This is a genomic window from Peribacillus sp. Hz7 (assembly GCF_042136355.1).
Taxonomy (GTDB): Bacteria; Bacillota; Bacilli; order Bacillales; family DSM-1321; genus Peribacillus; species Peribacillus asahii_A.
On the sequence record NZ_JBHHJV010000002.1, the window covers coordinates 88,332 to 110,125 of the forward strand.

General features: G+C 33.6%; 16 protein-coding genes. 3 read left to right on the forward strand and 13 right to left on the reverse strand.

Annotated elements, in window-relative coordinates; all coding sequences use genetic code 11:
* Positions 1-33: 33 nt before the first annotated feature.
* Both ACE199_RS04035 and ACE199_RS04040 read right to left on the reverse strand, forming a co-directional pair.
* Complete coding sequence (locus ACE199_RS04035; RefSeq protein ID WP_375348687.1) at positions 34-2,025, reverse strand: type IA DNA topoisomerase; 1,992 nt, start codon at positions 2,023-2,025, stop codon at positions 34-36.
* 1,169 nt (positions 2,026-3,194) lie between these two features.
* A complete protein-coding gene (locus ACE199_RS04040; RefSeq protein ID WP_375348688.1) occupies positions 3,195-5,003 on the reverse strand; it encodes a hypothetical protein in 1,809 nt (602 codons plus the stop codon).
* A gap of 685 nt (positions 5,004-5,688) precedes the next feature.
* On the opposite strand from ACE199_RS04040, the gene ACE199_RS04045 reads away from it, so the two are divergent.
* A complete protein-coding gene (locus ACE199_RS04045; RefSeq protein WP_375348689.1) occupies positions 5,689-7,236 on the forward strand; it encodes a caspase family protein in 1,548 nt (515 codons plus the stop codon).
* Between the two features lie 667 nt (positions 7,237-7,903).
* Here the strand turns inward: ACE199_RS04045 and ACE199_RS04050 are convergent.
* From ACE199_RS04050 to ACE199_RS04070, 5 genes are all read right to left on the reverse strand, one after another.
* Positions 7,904-8,854 carry an HNH endonuclease gene (locus ACE199_RS04050; protein ID WP_375348690.1) on the reverse strand — a complete coding sequence of 317 codons (951 nt, stop codon included), beginning with the start codon at positions 8,852-8,854 and terminating at the stop codon, positions 7,904-7,906.
* A 46-nt stretch (positions 8,855-8,900) separates the two neighbouring features.
* A complete protein-coding gene (locus ACE199_RS04055) occupies positions 8,901-9,467 on the reverse strand; it encodes a hypothetical protein (protein WP_375348691.1) in 567 nt (188 codons plus the stop codon).
* Positions 9,460-10,266 carry a hypothetical protein gene (locus ACE199_RS04060; protein ID WP_375348692.1) on the reverse strand — a complete coding sequence of 269 codons (807 nt, stop codon included), beginning with the start codon at positions 10,264-10,266 and terminating at the stop codon, positions 9,460-9,462. The genes ACE199_RS04055 and ACE199_RS04060 overlap by 8 nt, the downstream gene beginning before the upstream one ends.
* Positions 10,267-10,517: 251 nt before the next feature.
* Positions 10,518-10,676, reverse strand: coding sequence for a hypothetical protein (locus ACE199_RS04065; protein ID WP_375348693.1), 159 nt, complete (start codon positions 10,674-10,676; stop codon positions 10,518-10,520).
* On the reverse strand, positions 10,669-11,709 hold the full coding sequence (locus ACE199_RS04070; protein ID WP_375348694.1) for a hypothetical protein: 1,041 nt from the start codon (positions 11,707-11,709) through the stop codon (positions 10,669-10,671). Before ACE199_RS04070 ends, ACE199_RS04065 begins: the two co-directional genes overlap by 8 nt.
* A 414-nt stretch (positions 11,710-12,123) precedes the next feature.
* Between ACE199_RS04070 and ACE199_RS04075 the strand changes: the two genes are divergently transcribed.
* Positions 12,124-12,294, forward strand: a complete 171-nt coding sequence (locus tag ACE199_RS04075) for a hypothetical protein (RefSeq protein WP_375348695.1) — start codon at positions 12,124-12,126, stop codon at positions 12,292-12,294.
* 522 nt (positions 12,295-12,816) lie between these two features.
* Here ACE199_RS04075 and ACE199_RS04080 read toward each other — a convergent pair.
* The 6 genes from ACE199_RS04080 to ACE199_RS04105 all read right to left on the reverse strand — a co-directional run bounded on the left by ACE199_RS04080 (position 12,817) and on the right by ACE199_RS04105 (position 21,298).
* Positions 12,817-15,915: a type I restriction endonuclease subunit R gene (locus ACE199_RS04080; RefSeq protein ID WP_375348696.1), complete on the reverse strand. Its 3,099-nt coding sequence runs from the start codon at positions 15,913-15,915 to the stop codon at positions 12,817-12,819.
* Complete coding sequence (locus ACE199_RS04085) at positions 15,916-17,100, reverse strand: restriction endonuclease subunit S (RefSeq protein WP_375348697.1); 1,185 nt, start codon at positions 17,098-17,100, stop codon at positions 15,916-15,918.
* Positions 17,090-18,610 (reverse strand): class I SAM-dependent DNA methyltransferase, encoded by a 1,521-nt coding sequence (locus ACE199_RS04090; RefSeq protein WP_375348698.1) that lies wholly within the window; start codon positions 18,608-18,610, stop codon positions 17,090-17,092. Before ACE199_RS04090 ends, ACE199_RS04085 begins: the two co-directional genes overlap by 11 nt.
* 291 nt (positions 18,611-18,901) lie before the next feature.
* Entirely contained in the window at positions 18,902-19,174 is a 273-nt protein-coding gene (locus ACE199_RS04095) for a hypothetical protein (RefSeq protein WP_375348699.1), read from the reverse strand.
* Positions 19,175-19,280: 106 nt separating this feature from the next.
* Complete coding sequence (locus tag ACE199_RS04100; protein ID WP_375348700.1) at positions 19,281-19,544, reverse strand: hypothetical protein; 264 nt, start codon at positions 19,542-19,544, stop codon at positions 19,281-19,283.
* Between the two features lie 92 nt (positions 19,545-19,636).
* A complete protein-coding gene (locus ACE199_RS04105) occupies positions 19,637-21,298 on the reverse strand; it encodes a DUF262 domain-containing protein (protein ID WP_375348701.1) in 1,662 nt (553 codons plus the stop codon).
* Positions 21,299-21,480: 182 nt separating this feature from the next.
* Here ACE199_RS04105 and ACE199_RS04110 point away from each other — a divergent pair, with 182 nt between their 5' ends.
* Positions 21,481-21,789, forward strand: coding sequence for a helix-turn-helix domain-containing protein (locus ACE199_RS04110; RefSeq protein WP_375348702.1), 309 nt, complete (start codon positions 21,481-21,483; stop codon positions 21,787-21,789).
* The last annotated feature ends 5 nt before the right edge of the window (positions 21,790-21,794 follow it).

Consider the following 21,794-nt stretch of genomic DNA (forward strand, 5'->3'; position numbering starts at 1 on the left):
CAGCCCAATCAACTTGGACTGCTACCCATTAAATTACTGGTCAAATTCCATCTTCCAGCTAAAATACTCATTATCCGGATTTTTCTCATAGCGTAACTTCGCATCGAATTTATTGCCTTTTTTACTTGTTAATCCTTTAACCGGTGCTATGCCATTTTTCAATAGTGCCTTCACCATCGTCTTTGTTGGCTTCTTCTTCATCGTCGCTAAAAATTTATCATTTTTCCAGATGACGAATTTACAGCCATTTTTCCAGTTGCTGCAGCCAAAGCCTTTTTGTCCTTCAATGACGGCATGACCACAAAGGGGACATTTTCCCAATACTTCATTTGGCTTGCGCTCTATCGTTACCTCATGAATCGTGATTTCTTTTTCATTTTTGATTGTTTCAACGGCCTTTGTCGTGAAATTAAAAATAAGCTCTAAAAAATCATTTTTACTGAAGTTTCTTTTTTCAATATCGAACAGAGATTTTTCGAGGCGGCCTGTAAATTCTAGATTGAATAAGTCTTTGATTGGAAACGTTTCAACAAGCTTTCTGCCTAGCTCTGTACAGACCAAATTTTTATTTTCCATCGAAATATAGCCGACATCTTTTAGCTTCTTAATGGTTTCGGCACGTGTAGCGGGAGTACCTATACTAAAGCCGCTTAAAATAGCATGCACATTTTCTTCACTTTCACCGTCGCTGTCATAGTTCTTTCCACATGTCTCCATCACGCGAAGCAATGTTTTTTCAGTATGCTGCTTAGGCGGCTTGGTAACATGAGAAGTAATTTCATGCTTGATGATCTCTATAGGATCGTTCACTTGTACGAGTGGCAAAATCGTATCTTTCGATTGAACGTTCTCAACCTTTTTCCATCCTTCGACAAGCTGTACTTTTCCTTTTGAGAGAAAGATGCCTTTTAATTCCACATTCGCAATTTTTGTTTCAATTCTCGTTTCCTCATATTCAGCAACTGGCATAAACTGCATAATAAATCGGTTTTTAATCGCTTGATATACTTGCGCTTCATCCTGAGTGAGATTTTTTGGCTTCAAATAAGTAGGCACAATCGCACTATGGCTTTCTACTTTTGCATTATCAAAGACCCTTTTTGACTTAACAAACTTAATTTCATCTCGATATGGTAAATCTTCTGATAACGTTTCTAGCACTTTTGCTGTTTTCCCGACTAGACTTTCTTCTAAAGCGATACTCGATGTTCGTGGATAGGTAATGAACTTTTTCTCATACAACGATTGGGCGACTTTTAATACTTTATCCGATGTCCATCCTTTATATTTACTCGTAATATGTCCTTGCAAATTCGATAAATTAAATAAAAACGGTGGATATTCCTTTTTCTTCTGTACTTGCTTATCATGTATGATTGCGGATTTGTCAGCTAACCTCTGTTGAATCTCTTCCAGGGTTTCTTTACTTTTAAACTTCTCTTCTTTTCCTTCTATATATGTTCCTTCATATTCTTCATTCTTCTTTGTTTGAAAAGTAGCTTGCAGCTTAAAATAGTTTTCTGGAACAAAGTTTTCAATTTCTTTATCGCGATCATAAATAATTTTTAACGTCGGCAACAGTACGCGTCCAATATTTAACGCCTTCCCCTTCCCCTTTTGATATTTTAGAGTGGCTACGGATGTTAAGTTTATTCCTATTACCCAGTCTGCCCATTGGCGGCTAACACCAGCATCTTGCAAGGGCTTCAGCTCTGAATTGAGCTTAATATGTTCTAACCCTCTCATCACTTCAGCTGGAGTCCATTCGTTTAATAATAATCGATATACCGCTTTATCCGTCCCCAAGTTATAGATGATACTATCTCCGATGACTTGTCCTTCGCGGTCATAATCACAAGCTGAAATAATAGCCTCTACATCTCGTCTTTTCATTAAACTCTGAATAATCTTTAGTTGCTTTTTGGCGCCCATATCTGGCTTTTCTCTATTCCTTGGATCACTTTTCACTTTATATTTAAAAGTCGGCGGAACAAAAGGGAAGTTCTCCATTTTCCATGTAGACATTTTCTCATCATAATCTTTTGCATCATATAATTGAAGTATATAAAATACATACTTATAAATTTAGTTTACAATATCCCTCCATGTTTATACTAGGACATCAATCAATTTGAATCTATTTAAATATAGACTTCAAAAAATATCCTACTAGTAATCTATCAAAAAAAGTTGGACACCTATTGTTATTAAATTTCGTAAGAAATCATCTCCATTAAAACGAGTTTCACACTATCGATGAAAATGAAATGCGTAAAACAAATTATATAGAGTTGAATATTTTATATATATTTCAAGGCTCAACACCAAAGTCTGTTCTTGACATAAAAAACAGCTTAGCACATACAGTCCAATTTGTTATAAACAAAGGAATTTGCTAAGAACAATACATGTGTTAATTTCATCAAGTACATGTTTTGGTGCAGACCCTATTTAGAATGTATCCTTATTGCATTACAGCGCTCGTTAATAAAATACGAGATTTAGTTATCACTATTTCTATAAGAAATACTGAAAGACAATACAAATAAAAAAGCTGATAATTTAATTTTTCTAATCCTCTTTAATACAAATCACAGCATCGAAGTATATCTAAAAGCGATTTGTTGGACGCAAAACCAATTATTAAATAAAAATGATACTTTTGAAGGGAACCATAATTTAAGAGGGGGATTTTCTAAAGTTATCTTTTTAGAAAACGAACTAAATCCTTCGAATGATAAAGCATTATTTTATGATATGCTAAATCCTTTAGAATCTTATATAAATGAACTGTATAGCAAAATTGAAAGAACAGTTAAAGATAAAAATGGAAATAATAAAATTATTCATGATATTACCTTCTGTCGTTACTCTTTAAGTAATGATTTAGAACCACAATTCTATATCAACACACTATTTAAGTTTACTAGAATGTAAACAAGAAGCAGAATATGAAGCACGACAAATACAAGCAGAAATCAAACTTGAATTTCGCAATGATTATTAAATGTCAAAATACCATTATAAACATTGTAGTAGCTAGCTCTTTATTTTCTATTCTTGCAATAACTAAATTAGGAATATTATCAAATACCTATCATGTTACACTCAATAAATTAAAACCTCCTGAATATGAAACAAGATCAAATTCAGAAGGCTTTAATTTATTGAGTGTCGGCTACTTTTTAATAGTTCTACAAATTAAACGTATTGCCCCAACCAGCCATAAATCGACGTTGAATATCGAGGTCATTTAAAATACGAATTAACTCTTCACGATAATAATCAAATACGCGATCTTTATAGCGATTGTTTGGCGATGATCCTTGTCCGTATTCATCATACGCTTCGTCCCAAATCTTAGGTTGGAATTGTTTGAGAATCGCATCTTTTACTTCCTCTCGAATCGATAGACGCGTATCCGCGAACTTCGTGACAAACTCATCTAAATACATTTCATAATCAAATTTCTCAAACTCCGATAAATTTCGGTATTCGATAATGTTTTGCAATGTATTTTCAATCGTTTTCTTTGAATCATTGAATAAGCGATTAAACGCATCTTCTGTGGCCAATCCTAGGTGATGATAAAAATTATAACGCGAGTAATGACCATTGTATCGATTAATTGCATTTAGGCGACTTGGATGTACTACTTCTAATTTTTCTAGAATAAACGTACTTAGTAATGTCGCGAGTACATCGGTAGTAATTGGATTAGCAGATATTTTTTGCTTTAATGCTTCAATGTTTTCATTCGCATAATGTTTGTTTTCAAAGTCATATTTAATCCGTTCGAATTTCCTAAATGCTTGTTCACATTCCATCAAATGCACTTGCCGTTCTTGTTGTAAGTTGTATTCAATTAGCGCAATTAGTTCTTCATTGGACGGTTCATTTTGCTTCGCATTGTAAAACAGAATATGGTCTTCTGAAAATGCAATTTGTTGTTGTTTAAACTTACTAATAATATCTTCTTTTCGATAAGCAATACCTTCATCTACTGACTCCGCAATGCCATCATCTGTCATTACTTCACTTGCTTCATCGTTATAAACATTAATCAATAAATAAAACTTATTTGCATGCTGTTTATCACGAAGACGTGATTTTAGTAAGCTTAAAATCCCATCACTTGGCGCAGGTTTAAAGCCGTCGACGATTATATAAATCGACTCACTTTCTTTTTCATCTAAATACGCCAAAATGTCTTCACGACGGAAACTATCTGTGTCGACACCATCACCATCAATTCCACGTGTATCAATAAGCGTACGTACAAACGAATACGAATCAAAATCAATAATATCATTCGTTGCATGGAGAATGATTTTTTTGGGAATAGAAATGGTCGGGATTTTTCCTAGATTAATAGATTTGAAAATATTCATGGCACTAGCAAAGTACGATTTGGCGTCATTGTAGGCACAATCAACAATCGTTTCTGTACGAGCGTCTAGTTGCAGGTGGTCATGTACAAATTGAACAAATGCTTTGTGATCTGCAAGCTCTGTATACTTTTCTTGAAGTTCTTTTTTCTTATAGCCCATCATATTACGTAAAAAGCGTTCCACTTCTGACGGTACGTGAAGAATTTCGTTAGTTTCTTCAGTTTGGAAACTAGCACAAAAATCATCCACATACTGCTGAATGATGTTCGCTTCTTCCGGAACAATTTCGTAGTATGACGTGCCATTGTTACTTGCCTTAACTTCAACTTCACATACAGTTGTGCCACCAGCTGCCGTTGATAAGAGTCCTTGATTGTTTTGGATTAAATTAAATAAATTTAAAATCGAGGTAGTTTTGCCAATACCTTTTTGTCCAATAAATACCAAATAAAAATCTGAAACATCCAAAATAGCTTTTTTTCTAAGTAATAGTTCATAGATCTTCTGATAGTTCTTTAACTTTGTTTCAGATAAGTCCGTGGAATTAGAAGTTTCATAACGGACCTCCAAAATCATCTTATCTAATGCACTAGATTGATTAATATGTATCATTTTAACACTCCCTTTGTGATAATTTTATAGTTAAACACTATCAAAGTATTTAAAATAACAAAAATGGATTAATTTTATAGCGAAATATAAAATGATAGCGAAAACTCACCTATCGTAATTGTTGACTAGACAAACCACGAAAGAAGTTTTCGCTTTGTACTATAAGTTTATCAAGCTAATAAACAATCATTTTTTCTTCACGCATTTGTAAATTATTAAATAACTCTTGTTCTAAATAATTTTTAATACCTCCATTAACTCAACCACCCCAATTGTCCTATGTATATTTTACCATAAACCCCAATTCTAAAATGAATTAAAAAAATCTGTTTATGTATATCATTAATAATATATAGATATATAGCACCTCAAAAAATTACAATATTTCCTCAGATATCTAGATCGATTTTTAACCTACCAGGTTATTTTCAAATAAATATACTACAAAAGACTTTTTATCCTACCTTACAGTTTATTTGATATTATTTCCCCCTATATAAATCTCTGAAAAAATATTTGTTGAACCAACCACTTATTGATGGTTTTATTATCGTTACATTTATATAATAACGCGTTATAGTTACTGTTAAAATTACCATCCTTTTTAATGCGCACTAATTTAATTGAAAGTTTCTACTAATTAGGTTACTCTGAAAATAAAAAATAAAGGGGTTAAAAGAAACAAATGAAGTATGCTCTTATTATAGGTATTGAAGACTACAAACTTGGAATTAACAAGGTTCATTACGCGTCAAATGATGCAAACGCTTTTAAAAAAGCCATGCTACTTAATGGATGCGAAGATAGTAATATTCATATATTAGTAAACGAGGATGCGACCACTTCTTCTATTTTGTCTACCCTACATAAGTTATCTTATGAAATAAAAGAGAATGATGAGTTGATCTTCTTTTTTGCGGGTCATGGGGAGATTGTTAAGGGACGTCAATACTTAATTACTTACGATACCTCTTATTCAAATATACCAAGCACTGCTATACCACTGGATGAATTATTTTCTAATATTCGCAATTTTAAGCGAGTAACAATTTTTCTGGATAGCTGCCATAGTGGCATGCAGTTAAATGCGCTTCAACGAGGTGGGGAGATACTCGAAAAGGATCCTTTTGAGTTACTTAAAGGTTTAGAGTACCAAGTGGCTTTTGCATCCTGTAAGAATGGTGAGAAATCATACGGTAGTGATAAATTACAACATGGTACTTGGACATACCATGTTATACAGGCACTTACAGGTGCTGCACCTAGTTCGATTTATAAACCAAACGGTGGATTACCTTCATCATCCTTACAAGAGTATTTAAATGAATACGTACCCTCTTTTGTAAGGCAAGAACATGGCGATGAAAAAGTACAGACACCTTGGTTTTTCGGTGGTTATACAAGAGACTTTTCAGTAAGACAGGCACAAACTTCACCAGCTAATTTGCAATCTAAAGAAAAAACCTTACCTAAAGCTACACCTCCAACAATTACTGAAGATTCGACCGTCAAACCACGAACTATTCAAATAGATGTGGAAAGACAAATTGAATATTTTTATAAAGTTGAAACAGGTTGGATTCGAGATTTATCTGGTTTTAAGAAAGGTTCACATACAGAACCTAAATATCTAAGTAAAGCGACTAGAGATTTTGTCATTGATAAAGCAAAGGATGATATAAAAGAAGAAGTCAATTTTTATCTTGATCAAATCCAAAGATCAAAATTATTTAAAGACTCTCAAATTGTTGTTGAATATGACGAATGGGGCTGTATTGACTGTAATGAAGTGTTTTATATTCAGGTATCGGTTAAACAAGATGATGAGAATTGGAAAAAATATATTATGAAAACGGAGCTAATCATTCATTCGGGTATGGCAGGAGAGTTTTTTAAAATTTTACCTAATTTATCCCTAAGGACATTCGAACGAATTGTTTATAAGCTCCCGTATAAAATTAACATTTCCAATACACTGAGCATATTGGAACACGAAGTAGAAGATAATGTACTCTACGATTACACACCCGGAGAAGATTACATCAATATAAATTTAGATGATGAAACCGGGACAATAATACTTAGGGAAGGATCAGATTCTATTGAATTCTATTCCCGAAATTCTTCCCTTATTGAAGTATTTGATGATCTAAAAGATTTCCTAGATTCAATTGAAAACGAGCAAATAAAATCTCTTGTTATAGGATTGGCAAGGGAAAATAATAGAAAATAAAAACCGACAGGAAAAAGGGAATGACTATTTCCCTTAGATGTTAACAGTAAGCCAACTCCCGGCGGGCTATTTTTTTTACTTTCACTTAAATAATGAGAAAAGCATGAAGACAATCTTCAAGCTTCCGTTGATAGGTGCTTTTCTGAATTCACAGTCAAAATGACGTTCTGTTGTGCATAACGATTGGATATAAAAACTCAAAAACTCGCCGTAATTTGGCGAGTTTTTTATTGGTCCTATTTAGGATTCCTTGTATAGCTAACGTACCCATTAGTGGAAGAAGAAAATAAAAGGAGGCTATATTTTTAAACAGTACTATCGATAAGGAATACTGAATCTATTAAAATAATATCTTCATACCAATTTTTGTCCAACCTATACTGGATTTACGTCAATATCCTGAACACCAAAAAGTTAAGTTTTTACGCAATCTACCGAGCTGCTTCTTCTATTGCTTGAGGCGTCTTATATCCAATGCTACTGTGAATTCGTTTTCTGTTGAAAATACATACTTATAAATTCAGTCTACAATATCCCTCTACATTTTCACTATAATATTAACATCTTTAATCTATCTCACTATAGACTTCAAAAAATATCCCACTAATAATCTATCAAAAAAAGTTGGACACCTTTCCTCCGTTTAATTTATTAGATTTCGTAAGAGCTAATATTTTTGAGAAGATTTATTACTTTTACCGATGTTACATTCTCCACAGAGAACTTGAAGATTTTCAAGAATCGTTGCTCCACCCATAGAATACGGAGTTATATGATCAACATGAAGCTTTACTCCGTCTTTAGGTGTACGTCCGCAAAGTTTGCAGCAACGGTCTCTCTCAAGGACCTTGAATCGGAGACTTAAAGGAATTGTACGGTTTCCTTTCCTATTTTTAATTTTTTCTGGAAATATGTCTTCCAACGAATCACTTGTTGTTAACAACCAATGAGGATCAAGAGTATATGAAGGAAGAATTTCGAGTTGATAACCTTTATTACCCATGAAATGTCCCTTCAACAGTGAAATCATTAAAAAATCAGATATAAATTTTTCAGGTGTTGTGTTTAAAAAAGTCCCTGTTTTTGTATCATACACACCTAGAAACAAATCATTTGTCTCTGTAATATCAAAACCAAGCTTATGGAGCATACCGGAGAATACTTGCTGCTTCATCCTTCGAAAAGCTTTGGTCGCCTCTGAATGACCCTCTAATCGCTCTGAAAATTTAATCTTTTGCACGAAGAAGATAGATCCTTTTGTGTCTTTTTCTGTCGTTAGGTTCATAGAAAAAAGTTGCCCACTTACATCGTTACATCGACTAAAGCAGTTAATCCGATAATGATGATTTTTGTTTTCATAGAGTTGGAGAGATAATTCAACTTCTCCTTCTTGTATAGGAAATGTATAATTATGATATCCATCTAATAACTGAAAGTCCTCATGGCTATACTGAAGAGGCTTTGATATGCCTTTTTTACCTTGTAGAAAAAATGAACCAATCCGAATCTGACAACTAGAGAGTTCAGTATGCTTTAATTGATTTGCCAATTTTAAAACATCGCTAGTTTCATTGTCTATAATGATGTCAGCTTCAAATACAGATAAATCAATTGTCATATTTTCATCTCCATTATTTTTCTAATATTTACTCTATTATCACGTATTATTTATCAAAAAATACCTGTACTAATCGTTCTGCCTCTTGAAGAAGCTCCCTTTGTCCATCAATAGATAGAAGGTCTTGGCACCAAAAAATGGTCTTAAATCCCTCTTCATCAATATTTTCATTAAGTTCACCGTGCTTTTTAACATCTTCCCAATTTTCATCTTCATAAACAACAAACTTTAACCACCAGTTTTGAACATACTTCTTTGCATCTTCTACATATTCTGGGAATAGCATTACACTATTCACTAGTGCAGGAGGTAAATCTTCGTAATCACTATGATAAAATTGAATATTAGTAAATATTATTTTATTAACTTTATTAGCTAGTATGTCACTTGTAAGTGCATATGGTCTGGCCATGTATTGTGGGAAAAATGTTTGGTATTGGACCATAGATTGATTTATATTTTTACTAGTTTCTGTTCCAAGAGCATTTCCATTAAGGGGCTGAAAACCATGTTTAGATAGAGCAGTATCTAAATCCCTTAACATAAGAATTGAATTGTTAACAAGGTGTCGTACATTATTAATCGAAGTAATGATTGAGGTATTACTATCCATTTAAATTCCCTCCATAATTCCATTTTAACTTCTTAACGTCCTTCAATTTGTTCCATGAGTATGAATCTAATGTAGTACTATATGTAAAGTTTATCTGTGCCGAAAATTTAACTTGATGTTGAAACCCATTGAAGCTTTGAAGTCCTTTTCTTTCTAATAGTCTTTTAAGGTCATATAATAACTTTGAATCCTGTCTGGTTTGAAATTCCTTTATTTTGTTTATTCTATTATGAAAATCTCTCCACGATAGCCAGTAAAGTTGGTCTTTAGGGAAACTGACACCTTGTACATACTGAACGCTTTCAAGTATTTCTTGTGAAGGTAAGTATGTATGATTTGTAAGGTATATTAGAATAATATTATTCAATTTATTTTTATTAATATTTAAAAAGCATAAGCAACTATCTTTGTGAATATCTTCAATTTCGCGTGCAAGCTGATCTCGTTGTCTATTTGTCCTATCCTTTATATCAATAGATTGGTCCTCACTACTTGATTTGTCCGACCAGTATTTAGCTTCAATACATATCAGATATTCCATATTATTTTCATCCCTTACATGAAGGAGTACATCTGGTTCAGAACTCTCAAGCTTAGGCCAAAAAATATAACTACATTCCTTAAAAGGAGAATTAAATGTTAAATGAGTTCCATTTACATTTACACAAGACTCCAATACTGATTGAATATATAGGGGTGATGATAAATATTGAAAAACACCAATAACTGAAGAAGTCAAAATGTCTTCATAATTCTGTAATTCAGAGGGTATCTTACCCTTTAATTCTGCAACAAACAATTTGAAACACTTCCCTCTTCCTTTAGACTTGTTTCTTTAGTAACTCTTGCTATCGCATGATCTAGTGAACAGCAACAGTGACGTACTCTCTTTAAGCTAAAGGGAAAATTATTTACAGTTAATCATATCTTCAAATGCTCTTGATAAATCTTCTCCTTTTCCACATAATTCACTTAATTCAATTGCCAGTTATAAAAAATAATCCTCTCGACATGTTTAGTAATATTGTCTACCCAAAAGTAACATTAGTTCTATTTTTTAATTTTTCTTCCTATAAAAATCAACGCAGGTACAGCTAGAATCCTTCCAATTTTCCCTATAATATTTGCTTTTTTCGCTTTACAATGGTTGCAATAAATTTTTTTTGAATCTTTTGGTAAAGGTCTGTTACAACTAGCACACTTATTCATTAATATTTTCCTCCTTTGATAGCATTAATTGATTGCCAGTTAACTCAATTTCTATATAATCAGTTTTATTAGACATAATTAGGTTAAAGTTTGAATCAATCAATTGTAATGTTTTTTCAGGGTTTTTGTACCAAGAATTCTCATTTTCAAATTTTGAATTATAGGGCAAAAATTCTGCAACTATTTCTAGTTTTTTTGAATAGTCTTTAATACAATTCTTTAATGGTAAAAGAGATTCTTGTAGGGAGTTTGTCTCTTCTAACTCTTCATACGCTAAAGCTATATAACAAGAAGAAGATATGATATTATCAAATATTCTTTGGGTTTCTAAGAATTGTTTTTGTATTTTACTGGTATCAATCTTTTGGAATAAAGAATATAAAAATTGTTTAAAGGAGGATTCTGGAAGTTCCTCGATAAACTTAGTTTTACTTTCTAAAGACTCAATCAATTGGCTACGTCCTTTATTTAATTCAGATATAGCTAGGGAGAGTAAATGTTTTCTTAGGCTTGAGTCTTTGGCTACAAGAGCCTGTTTATATGTGTCTTCGGCTCCTTTAATGATTCCAATACGATCAGTTAGTTGTCCCTGTAACACGTCTGATACTTGTTCATTAAGAAACTCTAATTGTTCTAAGACATCAGCCATTGTGGATTGTAAAACAACATTATTAATATTACTAAAATTAGCTGGATTTGTTTCCTCAAGTCTCGCTTGACATATAAAGGAACCTTTTTCATTTTTAATCATAGGAAGTTGCATTCCAGCTTTATCAATGTTCCATTTCGCTCTACCATCTTCTAATTTTTTACTAATATCTTTGGGAATTATTACTTTATAGACACTATCTTTTTTAATAACTTTTTGTGCTTCTATAAAAGATGGAACATTTCTAAATCCATTTATTATTTGATTTATATTGACATCAAAACGTTGATCAAACTGTTTTTTTGACATTTCTAATGTTGAACTGTTTGAAGACTCTTGAAGTTTTAGCTTATTTTTCACTTTAATTATCTGATTTTCATTCATAAAGCATCTCCTTACTAACTGATTAAGTCAAAATATCTTTATAATTCCGTAATCATGATGGTATTTTTCATTCAAATGAAATGAACGGATTCCAATGCGAATATTAATTCACAATATTTCTCAATCCATTGACTCTCTGACTATCTTTTAATAAGGGCATAATATATTTGCAAGTTTCGTAATTTTACTCTCCATTCCCCTTATCCCCCTAATAATTAAATCTTGCGGTAAGGTATCTTTATAACATCTTTACCTATATTATACCAACGCATTAATAGTAATGGTATAATAGTATAATTGTACTATTCACATTAGGTTATTAAATTGTTTCATTTAGCCTTTTTCATTTGTAAAATAGCAGTCTAATAGATGAGGAAAGAAATATTGTAAATATAAATTGAATGGAGTAAAAAAGTGCCTACTGCAAGCTCTTCATTAATGACCCCTGATGCTGTTAATAACAACATCGTTAATTTTCTACAGAAAGCTGGTTTTTCCATCAAAAAAGGTATTTCACATTCAGAAGTAGACATTTGGGCAAAAAAAGATGAATTTGAGTTAATAATTGAATCAAGAGGAAACTAAGCTTATAAACATAAAGGAACTGAAAAGGTGTTTTATAGATCAAAACTAGATATTCATTTGTCGGAACATGTAACACAGTTAATGCGATTTCAACAGTCACTTACTACAAATCATAAGCCAATCTTTGTAATGGGAAATCCTAATATCCCAAGAATTAAAGATAAATTAGCAAAAATAACTCAAGGACTTAACAACCTAGAAATTATAAAAATGTGGGTGAATAAATCTGGGAATGTATTTTGGGAAGGTTCGGAAAAATTAAGCAGATAATTAGAAAATATAATTGATTAAAAAGTGTTTTAAGTTATAGTGAGTATACGTCAGTCACTTACCCATAACTCCTTTTTTCTTTCCTTACTTGCACGTAGAAACCAAATATTATAAAAAAGCTAAATATTTTATTGACATCACTCTACCTACTATTAACGTTCGTAAAATCGTTTAGCTAACATATGAAAAAACATACTGAACCCCCTAAAAACAGGAGTTCAATATGTTCTAAAGGTTATCTAGATTATTTTATTAATACTGAAAATCAAATTCCATCTGTGCCATCAGTTCAGCTTGTTTTATAACTGTCTCTACAGCATCCTTCTGCAAATCTGGTGGATAGCCGTATTTTTTCAACAGTCTTCGAACCGTCACACGCATTTTCGCCCTTGCTGATTCTCGTAGATTCCAATCGATGCTCATATTTTCTTTAATGGACTTTGTAAGCTCGTGTGCAATAAGTTTTAGGGTATCATCCCCTAAGACCTGTTCAGCCGTTTCATGCGATGCTAGAGCGTCATAAAATGCTATCTCTTCCTTAATGAGACCTGCTTGTTCACCTCGTTTATATGCATCATCCATTTCCTTAGCCAATGCAATCAATTCTTCAATAACCTTCGATGTTTCTATAGCACGCTTGTTATATTTATTCAACGCTCCTGCTAACATCTCCGAAAATTTACGGGATTGAATCAAATTTGTTCGCTGTACTGATTTTACTTTGCCGTTTAACAAGCGATTCAATAACTCGACTGCTAAATTTTTATGAGGCATTGCCTTTACATCCTCTAAAAACTTATCCGATAAAATCGAAATATCGGGGTTTTTTAAGCCAAGTGATTCATAAATATCAATGACTTCCTCCGATATGATAGATTTTGAAATCAATTGATTAATGCTCGCTTCCATCTGAGCATTCGTTTTCTTCTTACTACCATCACCAATACTTTTCACAAGGCTCGCTTTAACTGCTTTAAAGAACCCTATTTCAGCGTTAATTTCTTGGGCTTCTTTTGTTGTAGCACATAATGCAAATGCCTTCGACAATTCGGTTACGGTATTAATAAAGCGACGTTTTTCATCATCGCCAAGACCTAATATATAATCCATTGTGGATACAATGGCTGTCATCCGTTCTGTTGCCTTATCGGATAAATAACCACTGTAATCATGCTCATATAGCATTTCTATTAGCACCTCATGTTTTTCCAACATGATATCCACTGCTACCGTTGTATCGACCCCAGCCGTATTTTTATCACTCTCTGTATATTGATGCAACGCTTCCTTCAGGCTTTCTGCAATGCCAATATAGTCAACTATTAGTCCACCCGGTTTGTCCTTAAATACACGATTGACACGAGCGATGGCTTGCATTAAGTTATGCCCCTTCATCGGCTTGTCGATATACATCGTGTTCATTGCTGGTACGTCAAATCCTGTTAGCCACATATCACGTACAATGACAATTTGTAATGAATCTTCATTATCCTTCATACGCTTTGCCAAATATTCACGTCGCTTCTTGTTCCCGATGAATGGCTGCCATTCTACAGGATCACTAGAAGCACCTGTCATGACAATTTTAATAACACCTTTATCGTCATCGTCTGAATGCCAGTCGGGACGTAAAGCTACAATTTCCTTGTACAAGTCAATGGCAATACGACGAGACATGACCACCACCATTGACTTTCCAAACATTGCTTGTTGTCGTTCCTCATAATGTGTCACAATGTCTGCTGCTAATCTTTTGATCCGTGATTCAGCACCCGCTAATGCTTCTAAACGAGACCATTTAGATTTTAAACGTTCTTTCACGGACTGTTCTTGGTCTTCCGTAATATCTTCATATTCATCATCAATACTCAGATCACTCGGCAAATCAAGTGGAATGATGCGGCTCTCATAATAGATTTTAACCGTTGCACCGTCTTCTACTGCTTGTGTCATATCATAAATATCAATGTATTCACCAAAAACAGCAGGTGTGTTCTTATCCGTTGCTTCCACAGGTGTTCCAGTAAACCCAACAAATGAAGCATTAGGCAACGCATCACGAACATATTTAGCAAAACCGTACTTCGTTTCCGCATCGTTCCCACGAATAGTTGCTCCGAATCCATATTGCGAACGGTGAGCTTCATCTGCCATCACAATGACGTTCGAGCGGTCTGTTAAACATGGCATAAGTCCTGTCTCTTCATCAGGAGAAAACTTTTGGAGCGTTGTAAAAATAATACCGCCCGATTCAACCGACAGTAATTGTCGAAGTTCATCACGACTATCTGCTTGGTTCGGTGTTTGACGTAGAATCTCACTCGAAATCGAGAACGTATTAAACAATTGGTCATCTAAATCATTACGGTCCGTCAACACTACAATCGTCGGATTGTTCATCGCTTGAATGAGCTTTCCTGCATAGAACACCATCGTTAAACTTTTTCCAGATCCTTGTGTGTGCCAAACTACCCCAATTTTATGATCGCCTTGTACAGCTGCTTTTGATTTTTCTAATGCTTTATTCACAGCATGGAATTGATGATAAGCAGCTAAAATTTTGTATGTATTCTCTCCATCTGTTTGGAACAAAATGAAATTACGTAAGATGTCCATAAAACGACTTGGTTCAAGCATCCCTTTTAATAACACTTCTAATTGTGATAGAGATGTAGAAGCAAGTTCAAGCCCATCAATCGTCCGCCATTTCATAAAACGTTCTTCATTTGCCGTTAATGAACCGACACGAGCATTTACCCCATCACTCGTCACCAAGAAAGCATTGTAACGGAATAAAGAAGGAATGGCTTGCTTATAGGTTTGAAGCTGATTATAGCCTTCTGAAATCCCTGTTGCTTCATTAGTAGCATTCTTTAACTCAATGACAACTAAAGGCAAGCCATTCACGAAAACAAGCACATCAGGACGTTTATTTTGATTCCCTTCAATAATCGTGAACTGATTGACTGCCACAAAATCATTATTTTCAGGATGTTCAAAATCAAACAACCATACTTTTTCCGTTGGATTGTAACCATCTGTGCCTTGCAATTCAATATCTAACCCTTCTGTTACCATACGATGAAACTTTTCATTGTTCACAACCAAACTTGGTGATTCATTTGCTACAATTTTCTGAACAGCCAACTCAATCGCATTCATTGGCACATTCGGATTAATCCTCCGGAGTGCATCTTTCATACGTTCATCTAACACCACATCTTGATAGCTCTCACGTTCAGGATACTCTCCTTCATGAGCAATATCTGGACCAGCTAAGATGGTATACTCCATCTCCGCCAGCCACTCCAACGTTGCTTCTTCTAAATCTGACTCTAAATATTTGAACATCTAAACCACCACACTTTCGTCTGGGATTTCAATCTCTCCGGAAAGGAGTTTTGGGAGTAGGGTATCTCTTAAGATTTGTAATTTAATATTTTCAACTTCTAATGCACTCATTTGATTAAACAAAGTAATAGCAACAGCTTCATATTTATCTATTAATTCTTGCTGAGGCATTGCTAATCTTAGACGATTCAAATCACTTAAATTTATGGCATTAAAAACGGCTCCGTTTGCACCCTGAATAATCTCTCTTAATAATGTTTTAATTGCACCATACAAATGAAATTGACAACCATTTTTACTTTTTAATGCAAAACATGATTGATTCATTGCCATATCTGTGTTTGCTAGAGCTATCTTTCCTACTGTACCTCTAGCTGTAATAAATACCGTATTCTTCGGATAAAGTCTGCTGTTACATTTACTTAATCCTAGCTCAGTAATTGTTTTCTCTGTATTTGTCGTATAGACACTTGAACCTACATCTTTTGGAGTAAAGAATGGAATATCTCCGTTCCAATATGTAGATTCTTTTGTTTTAGGAGTACCACCACTTAAAAATTCAGTTGATGAAGATAAATATTCAATGTTCCATCCCTCAGGTATCTCCCCTAACTCACTATCCACCATCTTGCCACCACTTGATTTATACGGTAGCCCTTCCTCATTTAGATAATCAAAATCAATGAACCAACGTTTGTAAAGGGTTTGGGAGAGTTGTTCTAGATTCTTTATAATATCCAAATTAATTTTTATTTTCTCTTCAAAAGAATATAAAAAATCCCCGATTCGAGATTGTGTATGATAGTCCGGAACATAAACATCTAACAAATGAACATGATTTCGATTCAATGTAGGAACACTACTACCAGCGTTAAATTTTTCAAAGTCTAATGTTTGTAACAAATAATAAACATACTTTTCATTGTTACCTTTAAAATCTTCAACATACAAAGTCGTATTCAAAGGCCAATAATCTTGGTCGATAAAAAAAACCTTTCCTAGTTGACCACTTCGTCCTGTAACAACACCCGGACCAGAAACCTTAGCTTCATTATGATACCCGTTAATCCCACTTGAAGATATTATAGGTGTAATCCCATTAATTCTATTCTGTACCGGCAAATCATAACCCCTTTTAAGATTAATAATTTCACCTAGTTTTTTAACTGACCATTTAGAATGCATAACCAATCCCCCCAAGCGCTTGGCGAATTTGGTCTTCTAGCTCTTTGGATTTCACAAATTGCTCTGATAATTCACTTGTTAAACGAGCCATTTTTTCTTCAAATGGTTCACCATCGTCTCCTACTTCTTCTAACCCTACATAACGACCCGGAGTTAAGATGTAATCGTTGTTTCGTACTTCCTCAAGCGTTGCTGCTTTACAGAAACCCTGTATATCTTTATACGGTTCATCCAACGTTCCACGCCATGTATGGAAGGTATCTGTAATTTTCTTAATGTCCTCATCCACAAATTCCTTATGTGTACGGTCTGCCATAAATCCTAGCTTACGTGCATCAATAAATAGAATCTCCCCGTTCCGATCACGTTTGCCTGTTTTAGATTTATTTTTCGATACAAACCAAATACAAACAGGAATTTGTGTAGAATAGAATAATTGTCCCGGTAACGTCACAATACACTCCACTACATCAGCTTCAATTAAGTTTTTACGAATTTCGCCTTCACCCGATGTATTCGAGGACATCGAACCATTTGCTAATACAAAGCCTGCCGTTCCTGCTGGTGCTAACTTTGAAATCATATGCTGAATCCATGCATAGTTCGCATTGCCGACTGGTGGTGTACCATACTGCCAACGAACATCTTCACGTAGCTTGTCCCCACCCCAATCTTTAATGTTGAATGGTGGGTTTGCTAAAATATAGTCTGCTTTTAAACCCTTATGCACGTCATTATGGAAAGTATCAGCATTATGCGTACCAATGTTGCCATCGATACCCCGAATTGCTAAGTTCATCTTACAAAGCTTCCATGTTGTTGGGTTTGACTCTTGACCGTAAACCGCAATATCACCTAACTTCCCTTGATGTTCTTCTACGAACTTTTCACTTTGCACGAACATTCCACCTGAACCACAGCAAGGATCATAAACACGCCCTTTATATGGCTCTAACATTTCAACTAATAAACGAACAACAGAAGATGGTGTATAGAACTCCCCACCGTTCTTACCTTCTGCGCTCGCAAATTTACTCAAGAAATACTCATACACTCGTCCTAAAACATCTTTTGAACGACTTTCCTCGTCCCCTACTTTGAAAGAGAACAAGTCAATAGTTTCTCCAAGACGAACTTTATCTAGAGCTGGACGAGCATAATCTTTTGGTAAAACCCCTTGCAAAGAAGCGTTTTCCTTTTCAATTGCAATCATAGCTTTATCAATAATTTGGCCAATCTCTGGTTTCTTAGCGTTATCTTTAATGAATGACCAGCGAGCTTCTTTCGGAACCCAGAAAATATTGTCCATGATGTATTCATCACGGTCTTCTGGATCTGCATATTCATCTGCCTCTAGTTCAGCATGTCGTTCCTCAAAGGCATCTGAAACGTATTTTAAAAATAGTAAACCTAAAACAACATTTTTATATTCGCCAGAGTCCATTGACCCACGTAATTTATCTGCCATACTCCATAACTGTTCCTCAAAACCAATGTTTGCTGTTGCCATATGTATAACCTCCTAGGAATCCTACCTTTATAGTGTCAAATATAGGGTGGATTGTAAAGAATAAATCAGCTATTGGTATTAATTAGCCAATTAAAAAACAGCAGCTGAAAATAGCTACTGTTGGCAGTATAAATAATGCTATCAATAATGTTTTAAAACAAATAAAGCCTTACCACTTGGCAGGCTTCTATTCTGATCAATACTAACCATTATTCAATAATCAGCAACACTGGGCCTTCCTTACGAAAACAACAAGGGATGCTCAAATAATCTTTGTTCTATATGTTCACCTTAATCATCCAGTTTTTCAAAAATGAAAGTCGGACATATTTTCGGAATTACAAAAGCTGTAAATAGTTCACCCAAACCTGATTGGGGCTGATTTTTTATAGCAATTACTAGTAAATCATTAGTAAAACCAACAGGAATCGCATGCTCCCCTGAATAGGTTGCCAATTGCTGATTAATATATTTTCCTTGGGTTGAATTACAATCACATACTCTTTCTTTATAATCAAGATTGAATATATGATTACATTTCATACATAACAAAAGTTTCAACATCCATTCAACTCCTATACCCCTCCTCATTCCTACAGTTTATTTTATAATTAAGTCAACAATGGTCTAGATTAGTGGTAAACAACAGTGAACTTCTCAACAAACTAGTTTAACTGTCAATATCAATTTGATAATTCTTTTTATATCGGGCCATTTCTTCAAGAAACTCCTTAGGCAAAAGATCATTTAAAAAAGCAAATACAATTTTCCCATCAATATATTCACTTAATTCATTCATGTACACTTCATCCATTTTTTCCACAGCAGGAAAGCCTTCTATAAATACATCTTTGTACTTATTCCAAATGTCTTCATTGTTTTCACGGATATGCTTTAAATTAAAACTAACTCCGTTTTTTATCAGATCTCCCACAGATATTTCCCCCTTTTGCATATCATTTTTCTCGTTCCCAAGAGTTACATCGATTACACAATCAAAAAAGTAACATCCTCTACAAAAATAGCTCATGAAAGATTGTCAAAATTCCATATCGTTTTAGCAATGTTAGCAAGATATTCACTTCTTTTATTAATTTCCTCAAAAGTCCACCTTTCCTTTTTACATATTTCTTTGGTCAACAGAATATTGGATTGTTTGTATTTCTCCTTTTTTTCCCTAAATGGTTTATTAGAAGCCGTAATATTCAATTCACTTCCTAACAACGTCAAATTGCCAATTCTATTTACAAATAAAGAATACTCGGATGCTCTTGAACCTAAATCTCTTTTCCATATAACCCCGGTATCTTTTGATTTTTTTCTCACTAGTTCTCTAGGCATGATATGTTCTATATGAATATCATTTCTCGTCATTTTTTCTTTCGTATTGTTGGTCATTGCGTTTTCAATCATTTCAAGTATATACTTTGTTTGCGCTGACCTAGTGAAGTCTCTATTTTGGAAATTCAAATAAAACTCAGTATCACTTGGTGTTCTCTTCCTCAAATAATCAATGATATACTGTACAGGTTCCTCCTGTTTAAAGGCTTCAATAGCCAAATGATTATATATTCTATCAATGTCTCGTGTAGAAATATTACATATACTCCTTCTAAGGGTGAAAATCTCTATTGCTTCTAATATTTTTATTAAATGATCTTTATCTACTTCCTTAGATAAGCATTTTAAAAGAAGAGGATAGCTTGTAGTTGCTTCGATGCGAACAATAGTATTTAAACGATCATCCACCTCTTTAATTCCTAACATTGCATTGTACAGCTTTACATACTTTTCTGATTTTAACCATATATCTTCAATTAATCCCAAGATATTATCAGAGTTATCAATTAATTTTTGATATCTTGAATACAATTTTGGTACCGGTACGATTCCGTATTCAATTGAAAACAAATAATGCCTAAAAAATCGCACTTTATCATGACGTACCGATTCTATATCTTCAACATTTTCAATAATACTATCCCATACCTCAATGCACTCTTCTAACATCGCTTCATTGTTTGAAATATTACTAAGCAAGTAATTTTTTATTAAGTCTACAGAAGAAAGAGACAAGCCACGATTATTTAGACTCTCAAACAATCTAAAAGCATCATAGTATGAATCTGTAACCATCAAGACAAGATCAAGCGAATCCAATAATTTCGTATAAATATTTTGCCATTGAAGGTTACTCTGTTGAAGCATTTCTTTAAAGAAATAATAAGCTTGAACTATTCTTTCAGTCTTTATCTCATCTTTTGTAATCCGTTTCTCAACTAGCCTTTTAAAAACTTTATTATCTTTTCTACCCAAAATTAATTTTGCTTCTATTTCATCAATTGTTGAACTCTTTAAGAAATAATTGTTTATATAAGCTGCACGATCCTTGTCAATTTCCTCTGCTAAATCACGTATCACAGTTAAAAGAATTAAAATGGTTGTTATTCGTTGTTGTCCATCAACTACTTCGAAATAGCCAAATCCTTTATTACGTTCTTGGCTTATCGTAATAACAGATCCTAAAAAATGAGTTTCCTCACCTTCAAGTCTTATCAAATCTTCCCATAAATCATTCCATTGGTCTTTGCCCCAGTTATACGGTCTTTGATATAGGGGTATTCGATAAACTTCATTAACACTGCCTAGCAGTTTTCCAATACTTAGTCTTTTTGTATCTATAGACAATTTTTTTCACCTCAATATGAAAAGCAATTTTTATACATACCATTATATTCGTAAACGAATATTTTTAAACAAAAATTATTCGATTACGAATATTATACTTTTTTTAAATTAAAATTTGCTATGATATTTCAACTAATACTATTAACTAAAAATAAAGTAAAATCTAAAATGAGGTTTTTATTATGGTCAATTTAGGTAAAAGATTGAGGGAAATAAGAACTGATAAAGGCATATCAAGTACTCAACTTGAATTTCTATCGGGAGTTACTCAATCAACAATTAGTAAAATTGAAAATAATACACATTCTCCGTCTATTGAAACATTATTAAAGATCTGTTCTGCTTTAGAAATTTCAATTGTTGATTTATTTAAAGACAACGAAACTCTCCCAATTGATCTGATGAATCTAATCAGTACTGCAAAAAAACTTTCTCCAACTCAAAGGCAAAAAGTTACTGAGATGCTTGAATCCTTCCTACTTAAAGATTAAAGATT

Excerpts from the sequence above, each read along its gene's own strand:
- ACE199_RS04035 (WP_375348687.1), bottom strand. The coding sequence starts at position 2,025 with ATGTCTACATGGAAAATGGAGAACTTCCCTTTTGTTCCGCCGACTTTT.
- ACE199_RS04040 (WP_375348688.1), bottom strand. The coding sequence starts at position 5,003 with ATGATACATATTAATCAATCTAGTGCATTAGATAAGATGATTTTGGAG.
- ACE199_RS04045 (WP_375348689.1), top strand. The coding sequence starts at position 5,689 with ATGAAGTATGCTCTTATTATAGGTATTGAAGACTACAAACTTGGAATT.
- ACE199_RS04050 (WP_375348690.1), bottom strand. The coding sequence starts at position 8,854 with ATGACAATTGATTTATCTGTATTTGAAGCTGACATCATTATAGACAAT.
- ACE199_RS04055 (WP_375348691.1), bottom strand. The coding sequence starts at position 9,467 with ATGGATAGTAATACCTCAATCATTACTTCGATTAATAATGTACGACAC.
- ACE199_RS04065 (WP_375348693.1), bottom strand. The coding sequence starts at position 10,676 with ATGAATAAGTGTGCTAGTTGTAACAGACCTTTACCAAAAGATTCAAAA.
- ACE199_RS04070 (WP_375348694.1), bottom strand. The coding sequence starts at position 11,709 with ATGAATGAAAATCAGATAATTAAAGTGAAAAATAAGCTAAAACTTCAA.
- ACE199_RS04080 (WP_375348696.1), bottom strand. The coding sequence starts at position 15,915 with ATGTTCAAATATTTAGAGTCAGATTTAGAAGAAGCAACGTTGGAGTGG.
- ACE199_RS04085 (WP_375348697.1), bottom strand. The coding sequence starts at position 17,100 with ATGCATTCTAAATGGTCAGTTAAAAAACTAGGTGAAATTATTAATCTT.
- ACE199_RS04090 (WP_375348698.1), bottom strand. The coding sequence starts at position 18,610 with ATGGCAACAGCAAACATTGGTTTTGAGGAACAGTTATGGAGTATGGCA.
- ACE199_RS04095 (WP_375348699.1), bottom strand. The coding sequence starts at position 19,174 with ATGTTGAAACTTTTGTTATGTATGAAATGTAATCATATATTCAATCTT.
- ACE199_RS04110 (WP_375348702.1), top strand. The coding sequence starts at position 21,481 with ATGGTCAATTTAGGTAAAAGATTGAGGGAAATAAGAACTGATAAAGGC.